The organism is Streptomyces sp. NPDC013317 (genome assembly GCF_055563155.1).
Window position 1 is genome coordinate 464,301 of sequence record NZ_JBVHDX010000004.1, and the last position, 18,239, is coordinate 482,539.

General features: G+C 73.0%; 15 protein-coding genes. 11 read left to right on the forward strand and 4 right to left on the reverse strand.

The features are described from left to right. The first annotated feature begins 274 nt into the window (after positions 1–274). From ACZ3IJ_RS14840 to ACZ3IJ_RS14885, 10 genes are all read left to right on the forward strand, one after another. Positions 275–655 (forward strand): hypothetical protein, encoded by a 381-nt coding sequence (locus ACZ3IJ_RS14840; protein ID WP_467468158.1) that lies wholly within the window; start codon positions 275–277, stop codon positions 653–655. 400 nt (positions 656–1,055) lie between these two features. Next, positions 1,056–1,898: a DUF2797 domain-containing protein gene (locus ACZ3IJ_RS14845; protein ID WP_467468418.1), complete on the forward strand. Its 843-nt coding sequence runs from the start codon at positions 1,056–1,058 to the stop codon at positions 1,896–1,898. 144 nt (positions 1,899–2,042) lie between these two features. Then, the gene (locus ACZ3IJ_RS14850) at positions 2,043–2,378 is read left to right on the forward strand and encodes an antibiotic biosynthesis monooxygenase family protein (RefSeq protein ID WP_467468160.1); all 336 of its coding nucleotides are present in this window, start codon (positions 2,043–2,045) and stop codon (positions 2,376–2,378) included. Then, a complete protein-coding gene (locus ACZ3IJ_RS14855) occupies positions 2,365–3,258 on the forward strand; it encodes an amidohydrolase family protein (protein WP_467468162.1) in 894 nt (297 codons plus the stop codon). Before ACZ3IJ_RS14850 ends, ACZ3IJ_RS14855 begins: the two co-directional genes overlap by 14 nt. A 40-nt stretch (positions 3,259–3,298) precedes the next feature. After that, positions 3,299–4,036 (forward strand): response regulator transcription factor, encoded by a 738-nt coding sequence (locus ACZ3IJ_RS14860; protein ID WP_467468164.1) that lies wholly within the window; start codon positions 3,299–3,301, stop codon positions 4,034–4,036. An 8-nt stretch (positions 4,037–4,044) separates the two neighbouring features. Further along, the gene (locus ACZ3IJ_RS14865) at positions 4,045–5,700 is read left to right on the forward strand and encodes a sensor histidine kinase (RefSeq protein WP_467468166.1); all 1,656 of its coding nucleotides are present in this window, start codon (positions 4,045–4,047) and stop codon (positions 5,698–5,700) included. A gap of 26 nt (positions 5,701–5,726) precedes the next feature. Continuing rightward, on the forward strand, positions 5,727–6,986 hold the full coding sequence (locus ACZ3IJ_RS14870; RefSeq protein WP_467468168.1) for a bifunctional glycosyltransferase family 2/GtrA family protein: 1,260 nt from the start codon (positions 5,727–5,729) through the stop codon (positions 6,984–6,986). After that, positions 6,983–9,211, forward strand: coding sequence for an ArnT family glycosyltransferase (locus ACZ3IJ_RS14875; protein ID WP_467468170.1), 2,229 nt, complete (start codon positions 6,983–6,985; stop codon positions 9,209–9,211). The genes ACZ3IJ_RS14870 and ACZ3IJ_RS14875 overlap by 4 nt, the downstream gene beginning before the upstream one ends. A gap of 73 nt (positions 9,212–9,284) precedes the next feature. Next, a complete protein-coding gene (locus tag ACZ3IJ_RS14880) occupies positions 9,285–10,796 on the forward strand; it encodes an MFS transporter (protein WP_467468172.1) in 1,512 nt (503 codons plus the stop codon). A gap of 43 nt (positions 10,797–10,839) precedes the next feature. After that, the gene (locus ACZ3IJ_RS14885) at positions 10,840–11,613 is read left to right on the forward strand and encodes a TetR/AcrR family transcriptional regulator C-terminal domain-containing protein (protein WP_467468420.1); all 774 of its coding nucleotides are present in this window, start codon (positions 10,840–10,842) and stop codon (positions 11,611–11,613) included. Positions 11,614–11,872: 259 nt separating this feature from the next. Here the strand turns inward: ACZ3IJ_RS14885 and ACZ3IJ_RS14890 are convergent, their stop codons facing one another. From ACZ3IJ_RS14890 to ACZ3IJ_RS14900, 3 genes are all read right to left on the reverse strand, one after another. Then, positions 11,873–12,676: a YceI family protein gene (locus tag ACZ3IJ_RS14890; protein WP_467468174.1), complete on the reverse strand. Its 804-nt coding sequence runs from the start codon at positions 12,674–12,676 to the stop codon at positions 11,873–11,875. A 110-nt stretch (positions 12,677–12,786) separates the two neighbouring features. Continuing rightward, positions 12,787–15,120: an MFS transporter gene (locus ACZ3IJ_RS14895; RefSeq protein WP_467468422.1), complete on the reverse strand. Its 2,334-nt coding sequence runs from the start codon at positions 15,118–15,120 to the stop codon at positions 12,787–12,789. A 78-nt stretch (positions 15,121–15,198) separates the two neighbouring features. After that, on the reverse strand, positions 15,199–15,642 hold the full coding sequence (locus ACZ3IJ_RS14900; RefSeq protein ID WP_361643977.1) for a MarR family winged helix-turn-helix transcriptional regulator: 444 nt from the start codon (positions 15,640–15,642) through the stop codon (positions 15,199–15,201). A gap of 265 nt (positions 15,643–15,907) precedes the next feature. Between ACZ3IJ_RS14900 and ACZ3IJ_RS14905 the strand changes: the two genes are divergently transcribed. Next, entirely contained in the window at positions 15,908–16,144 is a 237-nt protein-coding gene (locus ACZ3IJ_RS14905) for a hypothetical protein (RefSeq protein ID WP_352188640.1), read from the forward strand. A gap of 80 nt (positions 16,145–16,224) precedes the next feature. Here the strand turns inward: ACZ3IJ_RS14905 and ACZ3IJ_RS14910 are convergent, their stop codons facing one another. Next, positions 16,225–18,216, reverse strand: coding sequence for a calcium-binding protein (locus ACZ3IJ_RS14910; protein WP_467468177.1), 1,992 nt, complete (start codon positions 18,214–18,216; stop codon positions 16,225–16,227). Positions 18,217–18,239: the final 23 nt, after the last annotated feature.

Genomic DNA, 18,239 nt, shown 5'->3' on the forward strand with positions numbered 1-18,239 from the left:
CGCCGCGCGACTCCCGCCCGTGCAGTGTGGCCTGTTTGGGGCTGGACCGGGGTGGGTGGGGTGTCGACCATGGCGCGCAGGCGCGGGTGTCGTCGGCGGGGGAGGGCCTGTGGTGGGTACGGGTGGCGTGGGGGATCCGGACGGGTCGCGGCCCTGGGAGCGGGCGCGGGCGCAGGGGAGGCCGCCCGCCGGAGGCGGTGGGCCCGGTGGTGGGGGGCCCGGTGGTGGGGGGACCGGTGGGCGTGGGGCGCGGCCGGGGGAGATGCCGCAGGCCGTGAAGAGCCTCCGGGTGCTGCTGATGGTGCTCGGCGGCATGCAGGCCGTCCTCGGTGTCGCACTGTTGACCAACAGCGTCGCCATCGCCAACTCCATCTGGGGTGAGGAGGAGACCCTCCTCCAGGACCGCGGCGGGATCGTCGTCTTCGCCGGCGTGCTCGTCTTCGCCGTTGCCGCCTGGGGCATCGGTACCGCCCTGAAGTTCCCCACCCGTCACCCCAACGTGCGGATTTCGGCCGCCGTCTACGGGTGGACCGCCCTCCCCTTCGCCTACCTGTTCTACGGCCTGATGCCCATCCTCGGGGTGGTCTGGCTCGTGCCGGCCATCCTTGCCGTCGTCCGGCCGAACCAGCCCGAGACCCGCGCCTGGTTCCGGTGATCGGAGAACGCATCGGCGACCACGTCGTCGTACGGCTCCTGGGCAGCGGTGGCATGGGGTCCGTCTGGGTCCGTCTATCTCGCGCGGTCGCCGTCCGGCAGGCCCGTCGCGATCAAGGTGGTCCGGGCCGAGTACGCCGACGACCCGCGGTTCCGGGAGCGCTTCCGCCGACCACGGTCCGCGCGTCCTCGACTTCGGCATCGCCCGCGCGCTGGAGGAAACCCGCCTCACCACCGACGGCGTGGTCGGCGGCACCCCCGGGTTCCTCGCCCCCGAGCAGGCCCGGGGCCAGGAGATCACCGGAGCCGCCGACGACTCCGCGCTCGGTGCCGTCCTCGTCGCCGCCGCGGTTGTCAGTGGCCCGGAGCAGACTGGTTCCGTGACGTGGCGGTGTGTCGGGATGCGGTGGAGCGGCGGTGTGCCCGGGCTGCGCTGGGACGGTGGGCGGGTGTCCGTGCTCGCGTACGGGCAGGAGGTCGCCTTCCGGGCCGTCGGGCCGCGGCTCTGTCCGGGCGCCCGCGGGAACGCCTGCCCGCTCGACGCGACCGTGCCCGCCCGCGCCACCGGCGGGCAGTGCCCCGAGTGCGCGCGGCTCGACCGGGTCCACTCGGTCGCCGCCGACACGATCGCCGACGACCCCCGGACGTACCGCGTGTATCTCGCCTGGTTCGGGCCCGGGATGACCAAGGTCGGGATCACGGCCGAGGAGCGCGGTGACGCCCGGCTCCTGGAACAGGGGGCCGTCGCCTTCGGCTGGCTCGGGCGCGGGCCGCTCATGGCCGCCCGCCGGACCGAGGAGCTGCTGCGGCACTCCCTGAAGGTGCCGGACCGGATCCCGTACGCCCGTAAGCGCGCCGTACGGCACGGTCTGCCCGGACCCGAGGCGCGCCGGCGTGAGATCGAGGAGCTGTACGGGCGGGCCACCGGGCTCGCCGGCTGGGCCGAGACTCTGGAGCGGGTGGAGTTCGAGGCGTACGACCACGCGGGGGCCTTCGGGCTCGACGGCCTGCCCCCGCTCTCCGGGACCGTGACCGAACTCGTCGACGGCGGTGTCGTCGCCGGGCGCCTCCTCGCCGCCGCCGGGCCCGACCTGCACCTTCGCGACTCGGCGGGGCGCTGCCTCGCCGTCGACACCCGCGTCGTCCGCGGATGGGGGCTCGTCTCCGCGGACCCGGGGCACCCCGTCACCGTGCCCGTGAGGAAGGCCGACACCGACGTCCAGGACGAGTTGTTCCCTCTGTAGCCCGGCGAACGCCTCGTGGCTCCCGCAGCGCCGCCTCGCCCCCGTTGCCCCCGTAGCCCCCGTAGCGCCCCTTGCGTAAAGACTTGGATCCCCTTCGGCGGCCCTTATGGACACACCCGCCCGGCCCGGCGGAGGGTGATCCACATGACCCCGAACCTGGTGGCGGGCCTCGAACCGCCCTACTACACCGCTGTCTTCACCTCGATCCGTCCCGACGACCCCGAGGGCTACGCCGAGACCGGCGCCCGTATGGAGGAGATCGTCAGCGGGCTTCCCGGCTTCCTCGGTTACGAGGCCGCCCGCACCCCGGGCGGCCTCGGCATCACCGTCGCGTACTTCCGCGACCTCGCGTCCCTCGACGCCTGGCGGGACAATGCCGAGCACCAGGCCGCGAAGCGTCGCGGCCGGGAACAGTGGTACGAGAGTTACAGCGTCCACATCGGCAAGGTCGAGCGGAGTTACGGTTTTGAGCGCGGCTGACCCGACGCGGCGGCTCGCCCGGCGGCTCGGGATCCCCGGGCTCGTCGACGTCCACACCCACTTCATGCCCCAGAACGTCCTCGACAAGGTGTGGGCCTACTTCGACGCCGTCGGCCCGCTGACCGGTGTGGAGTGGCCCATCACCTACCGCGAGGAGGAGGACCGGCGGGTCGCCCTCCTCCGTGAGTTCGGGGTCCTCGCCTTCACCTCGATGCTCTATCCGCACAAGGCCGGCATGGCCGAGTGGCTCAACAGCTGGGCCGCCGGCTTCGCCGCCCGTACGCCCGACTGTCTGCACACCGCCACGCTCTTCCCGGAGCCGGGAGCCACCGGCTATGTCCGGCACGCCCTCGACTCCGGAGCCCGGGTCTTCAAGGTGCACCTCCAGGTCGGCGGGTTCGATCCGAACGATCCGCACCTCGAAGACAGTTGGGGCCTCCTCGCCGAGGCAGGCACGCCCGTCGTCGTCCACTGCGGTTCCGGGCCGACCCCCGGCAAGTTCACCGGTCCCGCGCCGGTCGGGCGGGTGCTCGCCCGCCATCCCCGGCTGCGGCTGATCGTCGCCCACATGGGCATGCCCGAGTACGCCGACTTCCTCGGCCTCGCCGAGCGGTACGAAGGCGTCCATCTGGACACCACCATGGCGTTCACCGATTTCAGCGAACGCCTCGCGCCGTTCCCCGCCGCCGAGCTCCCCCGGCTGCGCGCGCTCGGGGACCGGATCCTCCTGGGCTCCGACTTCCCGAACATCCCCTACCCGTACGTCCACCAGCTCGACGCCCTCGAACGGCTCGGCCTCGGGGAAGACTGGCTGCGCCGCGTCCTGTACGAGAACGGGGCCGCGCTCTTCCCCGAGGTTTCTCAGGGAATTCACAGGTAAGGGAAAGGGAGCTCTCAGTACCCCGGGCCAGCGTGGCGTCATGACTGCCACGAAGCCCCGCGGGCGCACCGACATGCTCCGGCCCGACGGCTCCGCCGTCCGCGTCCTCGTCGTGGACGACGAGGCCTCGCTCGCCGAACTGCTCTCGATGGCCCTGCGGTACGAGGGCTGGCAGGTGCACAGCGCCGGAGACGGGGCCGGGGCGCTGCGCGCGGCACGGGAGTTCCGGCCGGACGCGGTGATCCTCGACGTGATGCTGCCCGACATGGACGGGCTGTCCGTGCTCGGCCGGCTGCGCCGCGAGCAGCCGGAGGTGCCGGTGCTGTTCCTGACCGCCAAGGACGCGGTGGAGGACCGGATCGCCGGGCTCACGGCGGGCGGTGACGACTACGTCACCAAGCCGTTCAGCCTGGAGGAGGTCGTGGCGCGGCTGCGCGGGCTGATCCGGCGGTCGGGCGCGGCGCAGGCGCGGAGCGAGTCGCTGCTCGTCGTCGGGGACCTGACCCTGGACGAGGACAGCCACGAGGTCACGCGCGGCGGCGAGTCGATCCATCTCACCGCGACCGAGTTCGAGCTGCTGCGCTACCTCATGCGCAATCCGCGCCGGGTGCTCAGCAAGGCGCAGATCCTGGACCGGGTGTGGTCGTACGACTTCGGCGGCCAGGCGAACGTCGTCGAGCTGTACATCTCCTACCTGCGCCGGAAGATCGACGTCGGGCGGCCCCCCATGATCCACACCCGGCGCGGGGCGGGCTATCTCATCAAGCCGGGGGAGTAGACCGACCCATGCGAGGCCCCCGCCCCGAGCCGAGCGGCCCCGGCCCCGAGCCGGCCGGCCCCCGCCCCGAGCCGAGCGGCCCCGGCCCCGAGCCGGCCGGCCGCCGTTCCTCCCGTAGCCGGCTGCGAGGCCCCCGCTCGTGGTCGTTGCGGACGCGGCTCGTCGTCTCCGCCGTCACGCTCATCGCGGTCGTGGCCACGGTGATCGGGGCGGTGACGACGATCGCGTTCCGGTCCTACCTCTACGACCAGGCCGACGGGCAGCTCCAGGGTGTCGCCAACCGGGCCGCCGGGCCGCCGCAGGAGATGCCGGGGCCCGTCCCCGGAGGAGGCTTCGAGGCGCTCGGATTCCTCACCGGTCCCGGAGCGCCGCTCGGCACGGTCGGCGCCTCGGTCGTGGACGGCGAGCTGCGGGACGCCGCCGTCTCCGAGGAGGAGGAGCAGGGGACGTACGGTCCGAAGTACCGTGCGCGGGATCTGGACGCGGCCCGGCGAGCCGCCCTCGCCGCCGCCCCGCGCGACGGCGCCCCGCACACCGTCGAGCTGCCGGGCATGGGCGACTACCGGGTCGAGTACGCCTCCGGGAGCCGAGGGGACTATCTCGTCGGGATCCCGCTCTCCGACGTCCAGGACACCCTCTCCACCCTGGTCCTCGTCGAGGTGAGCGTCACCGGCGCCGGCCTCGTCGCCGCCTCGCTGGCGGGCTCGGCGCTCGTCGGGATCGCCCTCCGCCCGCTGCGCCGGGTCGCCGCCACCGCCACCCAGGTCTCCGAACTGCCGCTGCACAGCGGCGAACCGGCCCTCCACCACCGGGTCCCCGAGGCCGATCCGCGCACCGAGGTGGGACAGGTCGGCGCGGCCATCAACCGGATGCTCGACCACGTCCACTCCGCGCTCCACTCCCGTCAGCAGAGCGAGACGCGGGTACGGCAGTTCGTCGCGGACGCCAGCCACGAGCTGCGGACGCCGCTGGCCTCGATCCGGGGGTACGCGGAGCTGACGCGGCGGGGCGGGGAGGAGTGCGGGCCCGACACCCGGCACGCGCTCGGACGGATCGAGTCCGAGGCGACCCGGATGACGGGCCTCGTCGAGGACCTGCTGCTGCTCGCCCGGCTGGACGCCGGACGCCCGCTCTCGTACGAGAGCACCGATCTCTCACCGCTCGTGGTGGACGCGCTCTCGGACGCCCGCGCGGCGGGCCCCGCGCACCACTGGCGGCTCGAACTCCCCGACTCCGCAGTGTCGGTCCGGGCGGACTCCGCGCGCCTCCATCAGGTGCTGGTCAACCTGCTCGCCAACGCCCGCACCCACACCCCGCCGGGCACGCGCGTCACCGCACGCGTACGGACGGAGGGCGTCCGGGCCCAAGGAGCTCCCGGCCCTCTCCGCGCCCTCGTCGAGATCGTGGACGACGGCCCCGGCATCCCGGTCGAGCTGCTGCCCGTCGTCTTCGAGCGCTTCGCCCGCGGGGACGCCTCCCGCACCCGCCGTGCCGGCGGCAGCAGCACCGGGCTCGGGCTGGCCATCGTGCGGGCCGTGACGGTCGCGCACGGCGGTGAGGTGACCGTCCGGAGCCGGCCGGGAGAGACCGTCTTCACGGTGGCCCTCCCGGTGGAGAACCGGCACGACTCACAGGCGGGGCACAGGCTGATCACACAGCCGTGACAGCCACCCTGGCGAGGGTCTGTGCCATGCGAACCCAAACGATCGCGGGCACGCTCCCCGCCCGGGACCACCTGCCCGTGGGGACGGCCGGGAGGCCCGTCCTCGATGTGGTGATCCCCGTCTACAACGAGGAGAAGGACCTGGAGCCGTGCGTACTGCGGCTCCACGACCACCTCTCCCGCACCTTCCCGTACGGCTTCCGCGTCACGGTCGCCGACAACGCCTCCACCGACCGGACCCCCGAGGTGGCGGCCGCTCTGGCGGCGAAGCTGCCCGAGGTGCGTTCGGTACGGCTGGAGCAGAAGGGCCGGGGCCGGGCGCTGCGCACCGTCTGGTCGCACTCGGACGCGCCCGTCCTCGCCTACATGGACGTGGACCTCTCCACCGACCTCAACGCTCTCCTTCCGCTCGTCGCGCCGCTCATCTCGGGCCACTCCGACCTCGCGATCGGCTCGCGGCTCTCCCGCTCCTCGCGGGTCGTGCGCGGGCCGAAGCGGGAGTTCATCTCGCGGGCGTACAACCTGATCCTGCGCGGTTCGCTCGCCGCCCGGTTCTCCGACGCGCAGTGCGGGTTCAAGGCCATACGCGGTGACGTCGCCGAGCGGCTGCTGCCGATGGTCGAGGACACCGGCTGGTTCTTCGACACCGAGATGCTGGTCCTCGCCGAGCGCGCGGGCCTGCGCATCCACGAGGTGCCCGTCGACTGGGTCGACGATCCGGACTCCACCGTCCACATCGTGCGGACCGCGACCGATGACCTGAAGGGCGTCTGGCGCGTGGGCCGGGCGCTCGCCACCGGCTCGCTCCCGCTCGACCGGCTCGCCCGCCCCTTCGGGGACGATCCGCGCGACCGGCGGCTGGCGGGCGTGCCCGGCGGGCTGGCCCGGCAGCTCCTCGGCTTCTGCGTGGTGGGCGCGCTCTCCACCCTCTTCTACGTGGCGCTGTACTCGGCCTTCCGGCTCGGCATGGGCTCCCAGCCGGCCAACGCCGCCGCCCTCCTGGTCTCCGCCGTGGCCAACACGGCGGCCAACCGGCGCCTCACCTTCGGCGTGCGCGGCCGGGACCGTGCCGTACGCCACCAGGCGCAGGGGCTCGTCGTCTTCGGCATCGGTCTCGCCCTGACCAGCGGCTCGCTCGCGGCGCTGGGCGCGGCGACGGGCCGGGCCGACCACTCCACCGAACTCGCGGTCCTGATCGTGGCCAACCTCGCCGCGACCGTCGTGCGGTTCCTCCTCTTCCGGCTCTGGGTCTTCCCGGACACCTCGCTCTCCAGGGACACACGATGACCGCGAACACGAACACGAACACGAACACGAACGCGAGCACGACCACGGGCACGACCAAGGGCACGACCACGACCACGGGCACGACTCCTCACGACCCTGCTCTCCCACCGGCCGCGAACGCCGCGTCGCCGCCTCCCGGCGGCCGTCTCGCCCGCGTGTGGCGCGGGCGGGCCGAGGACTCTCCGTGGGTGCGTCCCGCCTTCCTCGCCCTCCTCGCCGTCACCACCGCGCTCTACGCCTGGAACCTGAGCGCCTCCGGCTACGCCAACTCCTTCTACTCCGCCGCCGTCCAGGCCGGCAGCGAGAGCTGGAAGGCCTTCTTCTTCGGCTCGCTCGACGCCGCCAACGCCATCACCGTCGACAAGCCGCCGGCCGCCCTCTGGCCGATGGCGCTGTCCGTGCGCCTCTTCGGGCTCGGGTCGTGGCAGATCCTGCTCCCCGAGGTGCTGATGGGGGTGGCGACCGTCGGGGTGCTCTACGCGGCGGTACGGCGCCGCTTCGGCGCGGGCGCCGGGCTGATCGCGGGTGCGGTGCTCGCGCTCACGCCGGTCGCGGCGCTGATGTTCCGCTTCAACAACCCGGACGCGTTGCTCGCGCTGCTGATGACGGTCGCCGTGTACTGCGTGCTGCGGGCGCTGGAGGGTGCGAGCGCCGGCGCGAGGTGGCTGGTGTGGGCCGGGGTCGCGTTCGGCGTCGCGTTCCTCGCCAAGACGCTCCAGGCGTTCCTGATCCTGCCGCCGCTGGCGCTCGTGTACGCGGTGTGCGCGCCGGCCGGGTTCGGTCGCCGGTTGGGGCAACTGGCGCTCGGCGGACTCGCGATGGTGGTCTCGGCCGGCTGGTGGGTGGCCCTGGTCGAGCTCTGGCCGACGTCCTCGCGCCCGTACATCGGCGGGTCGCAGAACAACAGCTTCCTCGAGCTCACCTTCGGCTACAACGGCCTCGGCCGGATCAACGGCAACGAGACCGGCAGCGTCGGTGGCGGCGGGGGTGGCGGTGGCCGGGGCGGGGGCTGGGGCGAGACCGGCATCGGGCGGATGTTCGGCGACGCCGTCGGCGGCCAGATCTCCTGGCTGCTGCCCGCCGCGCTGATCCTGCTCGTGGCCGGTCTGGTGGTCACCTGGCGAGCGTCCCGTACGGACACGGCCCGTGCCGCGTTCCTGGTCTGGGGCGGTTCGCTGCTGATCACGCTGGCCGTGTTCAGCTTCATGGCCGGCATCTTCCACGAGTACTACACGGTGGCCCTGGCCCCGTACGTCGCGGCGCTCGTGGGTATGGGCGCGGGGGTCCTCTGGGAGGAGCGCGGCCGGTTCCCCGCCTCGGCGGCGCTCGCGGTGACGGTCGCGGCGACGGCGGTCTGGGCGTACGTGCTGCTGGGCCGGACGCCCGACTGGCTGCCGTGGCTGCGCTGGACGGTCCTGACCGCCGGCTCGGCCGCCGCGCTCGGGCTGCTGCTCGCGGGCCGGCTCGACCGGCGGATCGGGCTCGGGATCGTGGGGCTCGGTCTGGCGGCGGGGCTCGCGGGTCCGTTCGCGTACACGCTGGAGACGCTGGGCACGGGCCACCAGGGCTCGATCGTGACGGCGGGCCCGGCGGGCGGCGCGATGGGCGGCCGGCCGGGCGGCGGCATGCGGATGCCGGACGGCCAGGGCCAGGGCCAGTGGCCGGGCCAGGGTCAGGGCGGCAGGGGCCCTGGCGGCCAGGACGGCCAGCTGCCCGTCGGCCCCGGCGGCCAGGGACAGGCTCCCACCGGCCAGACACCCGGCCAGGGCCGGCCCCCCACCGGCCAGATGCCCGGCGGCACCCCGCCCCAGGGCATGGAGCGCGGCGGCATGGGCGGTGGCGGCGGGATGGGCGGCCTGCTCAACGGCGCGACCGTCGGTGCCGAGGCCAAGGCGGCGCTCCTCGACGGCGCCGACGGCTACACCTGGGTCGCGGCGGCCATCGGCGCCCAGAACGCGGCCAGTTACCAGCTCGCCACCGGAGAGCCGGTGATGGCGATCGGCGGCTTCAACGGCAGCGATCCGTCCCCGACGCTGGCGCAGTTCAAGCAGTACGTCGCCCAGGGCAAGATCCACTACTTCGTCGGCGGAGGCGGAGGCGGCATGGGCGGCGTGCCGGGCGGCGGAGCGGGCAGCGGCTCGGAGATCTCCGCCTGGGTCACGGACACCTTCGAACAGGTCACCGTCGACGGCTCCACCTTCTACGACCTGACCCGCCAGAAGTAATCGCTATACAGCGTAAGGGAGACCCTTGTACGGTGTACGAGACCCAGTCCCGTACACCGTACAAGGGGGAACCATGACGGCGACGACCGCCGCCTCCTCGCCCACCACCACCGGTGGGCACCCGCAGCGCTGGCTGATCCTCGGCGTCATCTGTCTCGCCCAGCTCACCGTGCTGCTCGACAACACCGTCCTGAGCGTCGCGATCCCCTCGCTGACCTCCGAACTCCACGCGTCCACCACCGACATCCAGTGGATGATCAACGCGTACTCGCTCGTCCAGTCCGGTCTGCTGCTCACCGCGGGCAACGCCGCCGACCGCTACGGCCGCAAGAAGCTCCTCGCCGTCGGCCTCGCGCTCTTCGGTCTCGGCTCGCTCGCCGCCGGACTCGCCGGCTCCACCGGACAGCTCATCGCGGCCCGGGCCGGCATGGGTGTCGGAGGCGCGCTGCTCATGACCACCACGCTCGCCGTCGTCATGCAGATCTTCGACGACTCGGAGCGGGTCAAGGCCATCGCGCTCTGGTCCACCGTCAGCTCGCTCGGCTTCGCCGGCGGCCCGCTGATCGGCGGAGCCATCCTGAACCACTTCTGGTGGGGAATGATCTTCCTCATCAACATCCCGGTGGCGCTGATCGGCCTGGTCGCCGTCGTGAAGCTCGTACCGGAGTCGAAGAACCCGCAGGGCGAGCGCCCCGACCTGCTCGGCGCGCTGCTCTCCACGATCGGCATGACCGCCGTCGTCTACGCGATCATCACCGGGCCCGAGCACGGCTGGACCTCCGCCGAGGTGCTGGTCCCGGCCGCCGTCGGTGCCGCCGTCCTGGGCGCCTTCGCGCTGTGGGAGCTGCACACCCCGTACCCGATGCTCGACATGCACTTCTTCCGCAACCAGAAGTTCATCGGCGCCATCGGCGGTTCGCTGCTCGTCGTCTTCGGCATGGGCGGTTCGCTCTTCCTCCTCACCCAGCACCTGCAGTTCGTCCTCGGGTACGAGCCGCTGGAGGCCGGTCTGCGGATGGCGCCGCTCGCGCTGACGATCGTGGGTCTCAACCTGACCGGTCTGGGCCCGAAGCTCGTGATGAGGATCGGCACCCCGGTGGCCGTCCTCATCGGCATGACGCTGGTCGCCGGCGGTCTGACCTCGATCGCCGTGCTCGGCGGCGGCACGGACGGCAGCTACGGGGGCATGCTCCTCGGCCTGGTCCTGATGGGTGCGGGCATCGCCGTCTCGTCCCCCGCCATGGCCAACGCGATCATGAGCGCGATCCCGCCGGAGAAGGCGGGCGTGGGCGCCGGAATCAACGGCACGCTCGCCGAGTTCGGAAACGGCCTCGGCGTCGCCGTCCTCGGCGCCGTGCTCAACGCCCGGTTCGCCGCCCTGGTCGCCGTCACCGCGACCTCGCTGCCCGCGGCCCTCGCGGCGGCCGGAAGCGAGGCCGAACGGGCGGAGATCTCCGACGCCTTCGCCTCCGGCCTCCAGACCAGCCAGCTGGTCGGCGCGGTCGCCGTCTTCGCGGGCGGTCTGGTCGCGGCGGCGCTGCTGCGCAGGGCGGAGCGGTCCGAGAAGAAGGGCGCTGCTGCATAGCATGGTGAAGGACCGCTGACAGGTGAGCGCACGGAGGAACGCGATGGTCAAGGCCGCCGATCGGGCCAAGAACCCGGCGGGTTCCAGCGTGTGGCTCGAACAGCGGGCCCCGCGCAGCGGAGGCGGGCCGGCCGGCCTCGACCGCGAACGGATCGTGGCGACCTCGATCCGGATGCTGGACCAGGACGGTCTGGCCGGTCTCTCGATGCGCAAGCTCGCGACCGAGCTCGGCGTCACGGCGATGTCGCTCTACTGGTACGTGGACACCAAGGACGACATCATCGAGTACGCCGTCGACTCGGTCTACGGCGAGATCGACCTCGCCGCGGTCGACGCCGCCGGGGGGTGGCAGGACCGGGTCCGCGTCCTCGCCCTGGACTACCGGCGGATGCTGGTGCGCCACCCGTGGATGTCGCCGAGCGCGGGCCGGTACCTGAACATCGGCCCGTACGCGATCGCCGTGGGCGCCAAGATCCAGGAGGCGATCGGGGACACCGGTCTGCCGATGCAGCGGCAGCCGAGCGCGATGTCGGCGGTCTTCCAGTTCGTGTACGGCTACGGGACGATCGAGTCGCAGTTCGAGCGCCGGGCGTCCGAGGCGGGCATGTCCCAGGACGACTTCTACGGCGAGTCGATCAAGGCCTTCCGGGACGATCCGCAGTTCACGGAGGTGCTCGAACCGATCGCGGAGATCCTCGACGAACGCGCCTCGCACGGCAGCGTCAGCGACATCTGGGAACGGGACTTCGCGTACGCCCTCGACATCCTGGTCGCCGGCATCGAGGTCATGGTCGCCCGCGAGGGCGGCACGCCCTAGCCGCGGGTGTCGCCACGGGTACGGGCGGGGGGGGGGGGGCGGGGGGGGCCCCCCCCCCCCCCCCCCCCCCCGGGGGGGGCGGGCCCCCCCCCCCCCCCCCCGGGGCCGGGGGCCCCCCCCCCTCCCCCGGGGGGCGCCGGGCGGGCCGCGGGGGCCCCCCCGGGGGGGCCCCCCCCCCGGGGGGGGGGGGGCCCCGGGGGGGGGGGGGGGGGGGGGCGCCGGGCCCCCCCCCCCCCCGCCCGCACCTCGGAGGCGGTGCTCAGCCCTCCCGTACCGCCTGGATGTCCAGGGTCACCCGGAGCGTCGCGCCGATCGCCGCGATGCCCGCCGCGACCACCTGGTTGTAGGTCATCGCGAAGTCCTCGCGCCGCAGTTCGGTCTCGGCGCGGAACGCCGCCCGCATCCCGCCCCACGGGTCCGCGCCCGTCCCCAGGTAGGTGAGGTCCAGTGGGACCTCCCGCGTGACGCCCCGCAGCGTCAGCTCGCCGTCCACGGTCCACCGGTCGGGGCCCGCGGCCCGCAGGGCCGTGGAGCGGTAGGTGAGTTCAGGGAAGCGGTCCACGTCGAGGAAGTCCTCGGACCGCAGGTGCTTGTCCCGCAGGCCGTTGCCGGTGTCGATGGACCCGGCCGCGACGACGGCCTCCACGCGCGAGGCCGGGAGGTCGGGCGCGATCTCGATCCGGGCGGTGAACTCGGTGAAGCGGCCGTGCACGCTGGAGATGCCCAGGTGCTGGGCCACCGCGCCGACCGAGGAGTGCGCCGCGTCCACGGTCCAGGTGCCCGGCGGCGGCAGTTCGGTACCGCCCGTGCGGGCGAGGACGACCGTCCCCACGTCGGCCCGGCCCGTCCCGCCGACCAGCGCCGTACGCGCGTCCGGCGCGTAGCCGAGCGCGGTCACGACCACCGTGTACGCCCCCGGCGCCAGCGAGCCCTCCGCCCGCGCGATGCCGTCCCCGTCCGCCGCCGCCCGCAGGACCTGCGCGCCCGAAGCGTCGGTCACGGTCACCACCGCGTGCTCGACCGGCCATCCGTCGCGGGTCCGTACCTGTGCGTGCAGTCCCATCCGAATCCTCAACCCTCAGTACGAAGAACAGCGGGGCGGCAGGCCGTCCCCATGACTCCTGCCGCCCCGGACCCGGTCGCGCCTCCGCTCGGAGCGCGGCCGGGAGTCGGTCACTCGCCCGGGTGGGCGAGTTCGATGTCGTGGCCGTCGACCCCGGCGCCGGTCACGGTCAGCCGTCCCGCGACCGGCGGGTAGCCGGTCGCGATGAGCGTGTACTCGCCGGTGTCCAGGTCAGCGAAGGCGTACGCGCCCTCGGCGTCCGTGGTCGCCGAGGCCTTCACGTTCCCGGCGGCGTCGACCAGGGTCACCCGCGCGTCGGCCAGCGGCCGGTGGTCCAGCCCCGCGCGGACCGTGCCGTGGACGACCGCTCCGGCCACGAGGGCCACGTCGAGCCGGGTCGTGCCCTGGCCGCCGATCTCGACGGGCAGCGCCTGCGGGCGGTACCCGGCGGCGGTGACCGCGACCGTGACCGCGCCCGGCACCAGCTCGCCGAAGACGAAGCCGCCGTCCGCGCCGGACTTGCCGGTGGCCAGCACCTCGCCCCGTACGTCCGTGATCACGACCATCGCCCCGTCCACGGGCGCGCCGCCCTCGGCGGAGGTCACCGCGCCGGTGAGCCCGCTGGTGCCGGTCAGGAGCACGTCGTGGCCGAGCGGTCCGTCGTGGACGACGACCGTGGAGGCCTGCGGCTGGAAGCCGTCGGCGGAGGCGATGAGGACGTACGAGCCGGCCGACGGCGCGTCGAGGGCGTACCGGCCCTCGCCGTCGACGACCGCGCGGCCGAGCTGCTGTCCGCCGAGCGAGATCAGCGTGAGCGTCGCGCCGGCGAGGTCGGTGCCCTCGGCGGTGCGGACGGTGCCGCCGACGGTCAGGCCGGTGGAGACGGCGACGACCGTGTCGGCCGCCGGCTCCTCGGTGGTGACCGGGGCGTCGTCGGCCTTGGGGGCCGAACCGCTCTTCAGGGCGACCTCCTTGATGAACAGCGTCACCAGGAAGGCGAGCAGGGCGAAGGGGGCCGAGTAGAGGAAGACGTCGCCCACGCCGTGGCCGTACGCGTCCTCCATGACGGTACGGATCGGGGCCGGCAGCTTGTCCATGTCGGGGATGCCGCCGCCCGTGCCGCCGCCGCTCATGCCCGCGGCCTTCGGGCCGAGCGCGGCCATGCCGTCCTGGACGTAGTTCGTGACCCGGTGGGCCAGGATCGCGCCGAGCGCCGAGACGCCGATCGCGCCGCCGAGCGAGCGGAAGAAGGTGACGACGGAGGAGGCGGAGCCGAGGTCGGCCGGGGCCACCTGGTTCTGCGTGCAGAGCACCAGGTTCTGCATCATCATGCCGAGGCCGAGACCCATGACGCCCATGAAGAGGGCGATGTGCCAGTACTCCGTGTCGTAGCGGATCGTGCCGAGCAGGCCGAGTCCGCCGGTGGTCAGGGCGCCGCCGCTGACCAGCCAGGCCTTCCAGCGGCCGGTCTTGGTGATGACCATGCCGGAGACGGTCGAGGAGACGAACAGACCGGCGATCATCGGGATCGTGAGGACGCCGGACATCGTCGGCGACTCGTTGCGGGCCAGCTGGAAGTACTGGCTGAAGAAGACCGTGCCGGCGAACATCGCGACGCCCACGAAGAGCGAGGCGACCGAGGCGAGGGTGATGGTGCGGTTGCGGAAGAGGCGCAGCGGGATGATCGGCTCGCTCGCCCGGGACTCGACGAGGACGAAGAGCGCGCCGAGGACCACGGAGCCGCCGACCATCGCGGCCGTCTGCCAGGACATCCAGTCGTACTTGTCGCCCGCGAAGGTCACCCAGATCAGGAGGAGGGAGACGGCGGCGCTGATGACGAAGGCGCCGGCCCAGTCGACCTTGACCTTGCGCTTCACGACGGGGAGCTTCAGCGTCTTCTGCAGGACGAGGAGCGCGATCAGCGCGAAGGGCACGCCGACGTAGAAGCACCAGCGCCAGCCGAGCCAGTCGGTGTCGGTGATGACGCCGCCGAGCAGCGGGCCGCCGACGGTGGCGACGGCGAAGGTGGCACCGAGGTAGCCGCTGTACCGGCCGCGCTCACGCGGGGCGATCATGGCGGCCAGGATGATCTGGGAGAGGGCGGTCAGACCGCCGACGCCGATGCCCTGGACGACGCGGCAGGCGATGAGCATGCCGGTGTTCTGGGAGAGACCGGCGACGACCGAGCCGGCGACGTAGATGACCAGGGCTATCTGGACGAGCAGCTTCTTGGAGAAGAGGTCCGCGAGCTTGCCCCAGAGCGGGGTGGTCGCGGTCATCGACAGAAGTGCGGCCGTGACGACCCAGGTGTAGGCGGACTGGCCGCCGCCCAGGTCCGTGATGATCTGCGGGAGGGCGTTGGAGACGATCGTCGACGACAGGATGGCGACGAACATGCCGAGCAGCAGCCCGGAGAGCGCCTCCATGATCTGCCGGTGCGACATGGGCGCACCGGCAGCGGCGTGGCCGCCCGCCTGCGTTGGCGGGGCGGGTGTGGTCGTGGCCATGAACGTCCTTTGCTGTTACGCGTGGTGGGCCCGGCAGTCCCCGAAGGAGTCGCGGAGGCGGGCGAGCAGGTGGGTGAGGAGTTCGACGTCGTCGTCGGACCAGTCCGCGAGGTTGCGGGTGAGCATCGCGGTCAGCCGGCGGTCCAGCTCGTCGAGCTTCTCCCTGCCCTCGTCGGTGAGGTGCAGGATGCGGGAGCGCCTGTCGGCCGGGTCCGGAAGCCGCTCGACCCAGCCGCGGTCGACGGCGTGGGAGACGTGGCGACTGCTGACCGACATGTCGACGGCCATCCGCTCCGAGATCCGGCTCATCCTCATGTCCCCGTCGTGTTTGAGCAGGGCGAGGACGATGGCTGATCCGCTGGGGCAGTCGGCGGGCAGTGAGCGGGCCATCCCGCGCTTGACCGCGCCGATGGCGCTGACCTGCCGGGCGAGGTTCTCGTACCGGTTCGGCTTGTCCACTGTGACCCCATGACCCGATGCATCTTGTTGCTTAGGGCAACCATAGAGATGGATGGTTGCTTCAGGCAAACTAAATCGGTCAAACGGCGCTAAAGAATCGGCAAAGGGGGAGCGGAGGCCGGGAGGAGGCCGGGAGGAGGCCTGCGGGGGATCGGTGCCAGTCACGTGCAGCCCGTGAAGTCCCGTGCCGGACCGGTGCCGGACCGGTGCTCGGCCCGCGCCGGGGCTTGGGGCCGGAAGCCGGGGTTCGCTAGGGTCCTGGCTCATGGCACACAACCCCCAAGCTCCGTACGGTCAGGGCCCCGGCCCCGAGGGCAACTACGACCCCGCCGGCAGCACCCAGATGTTCCGCGCCTTCGTCGACGAGGGCGCCCCGCAGGGCGGCGGCGGCCGCCAGGCGGCGCCGGCCCCCCAGTCCTCCGGCCCCCGCGTGGGCCTCATCGTCGGCGTGATCGCGGCGATCGTCGTCGTGGCCGCGGTGGCCTGGCTGGCCCTGGGCTGAGCCCGGACCCCGTACGGCGGAGACGCGAACCGGCACCGCTGCCCCGGGGCAGCGGTGCCGGTTCCGTCCGGGCCCTCCCGTTACGGACAGCTGTTGCGGAAGTCGCCGGTGTCGGTGGAGCAGGTGTCGAAGCCGGTTCCGCCGTAGGCGGCGTCGTTGCCGGTGACGGCGTCGCGGGTGTCGAGGTTGTCGTTTCCGGCGTCGCCGTTGAGGCGATCGTTGCCGCTCTGGCCGATGAGCCGGTCGGTTCCGTTGCCGCCGTTGACCAGGTCGTTGCCGGGTCCGGCGTACACGGTGTCGTTGCCGCCTCCGCCGTTGACGGTGTCGCTGCCGCTCAGGGCGCAGATGACGTCGTTGCCGAAGGTGCCGTTCAGCGTCTCGTAGCCGCTCGTGCCGATGATCGTGCAGCCGCGGGCGTTGTCGACCGTGGTGGCGGCGTTGGCGTTGTTGTTCCCCGGCGCCGGGTCGGTCTCGAGGGCCGCGGTCGCCACCCAGTCGGTCAGGGTGCCGGTGGCGCGGGGTTCGGCGACCACGGTGACGGTGGCCGACGCGCCCGGGGCGAGGTTGCCCAGCGGGCAGGTCATCGTGGTGGGGTTGACGGTGCAGGGGCCGCCCTGGCTGGGCGTGGCCGACAGCAGGGTCCCGGAACCGCCGGTGAGCGTGTCGGAGACCGATGCCGCCGTGGCCGTCGCCGTGGTGCTGTTGTTGGTCACCCGGATCGTGTACGTGGCCTGGTCGCCGATGCTGATCGTGCCGGGCCCGGTCTTCGTCACCGAGACGTCCACGCTCGGCGGCGTCGGCGCACCTCCGCCTCCTTCGTACCGGGCGACCGCGAAGTCGCTGTCCGGCCCCCCGGTGCCCGCCGCGACGATCTTGCCGTCGGACTGCAGCGCCACCGCGTTGGCGATGTCGGAGCCGTCGAACGAGGTGGTCACCCGGCCGCCGGTCCCGAAACCGGGGTCGAGCGCGCCGTCGGGGTTGTAGCGGATCAGCCCGAAGTCGTCACCGGTGGTGCCACCCCTGCCCGCGACGAGGATCCGGCCGTCGGCCTGCACGACCCCGTCCCTGGCCGCTCCGCCGGTGGTGGTCACCCTGCCGTCACCGCTGAAGCTCGTGTCCGGGCTCCCGTCGGCGAGATACCGTGCCACTGCCGCGTCCGCGTCGGTGTTGCCGATGGCGACGACCCTGCCGTCGGCCTGGACGACGACCTCCTCGGCTCCCTCGTACGCGCCGAAGTCGGTCCGCACCATGCCGTCGCCGCTGAACCCGGTGTCCAGGCTGCCGTCGGCGTTGTACCGGATCAGCATGAAGTCGAAGCGGGTGCTACCCACCTCGCCGCCGACGACGACCTTGCCGTCGGACTGCAACGCGAGGGACCGGCCCGTCCCGCCGGCTTCCGGACTCGTCGGGTCCGGGTCCGTGGCGACCACGCCGTCGCCGTCGAAGGAGGCGTCAGGGGTGCCGTCCGCGAGGAGACGGGCCACCGCGAACCGCCCGCCCGCATAGCCGGCGGCGACGATCCTGCCGTCCGGACGCACCGCCACGTCCTGCCCTCCCGCGGGCTGGCCGAACGCGGTGAGGAGCGTGACGCCGCCGTCGCCGAACGTCGTGTCCAGGCTGCCTGTCGCGGTGTAGCGGACCACCGCGAAACTGCAGCACGTCTCGAAGTCCGTCGACGCGCTCCCGACCACGACGATCTTGCCGTCGGCCTGCACCGCGGCCGCCTCGGCGGTCTCGATGAAGCCCCGGTCGGTGGACACCTTTCCGCCGTCGCCGAAGGTGGAGTCCAGGCTGCCGTCCGCGAGATGGCGGACCAGCGCGTAGTTTCCGACGGAGTCGGGCGCGTCGGTACCGACGACGACGATCTTGCCGTCGCCCTGCACCAGCACGTCGTTGCCGGACTCCTCACCCCCGGCGGCCGTGAGGACGGTGCCGTCGCCCCCGAAGCCGGGGTCCAGATCTCCCGGGGCGGCCAGCGCCGCTCCGGGAACGGCGAGCACCAGCGCCAGACTCGCGGCGGCCGCGAGTCCTCCGCGCGCCAGGGCTCTGCGCAGACCGGTGAATGTGGACATGAGGGAGACCTCCCGGATCGGGC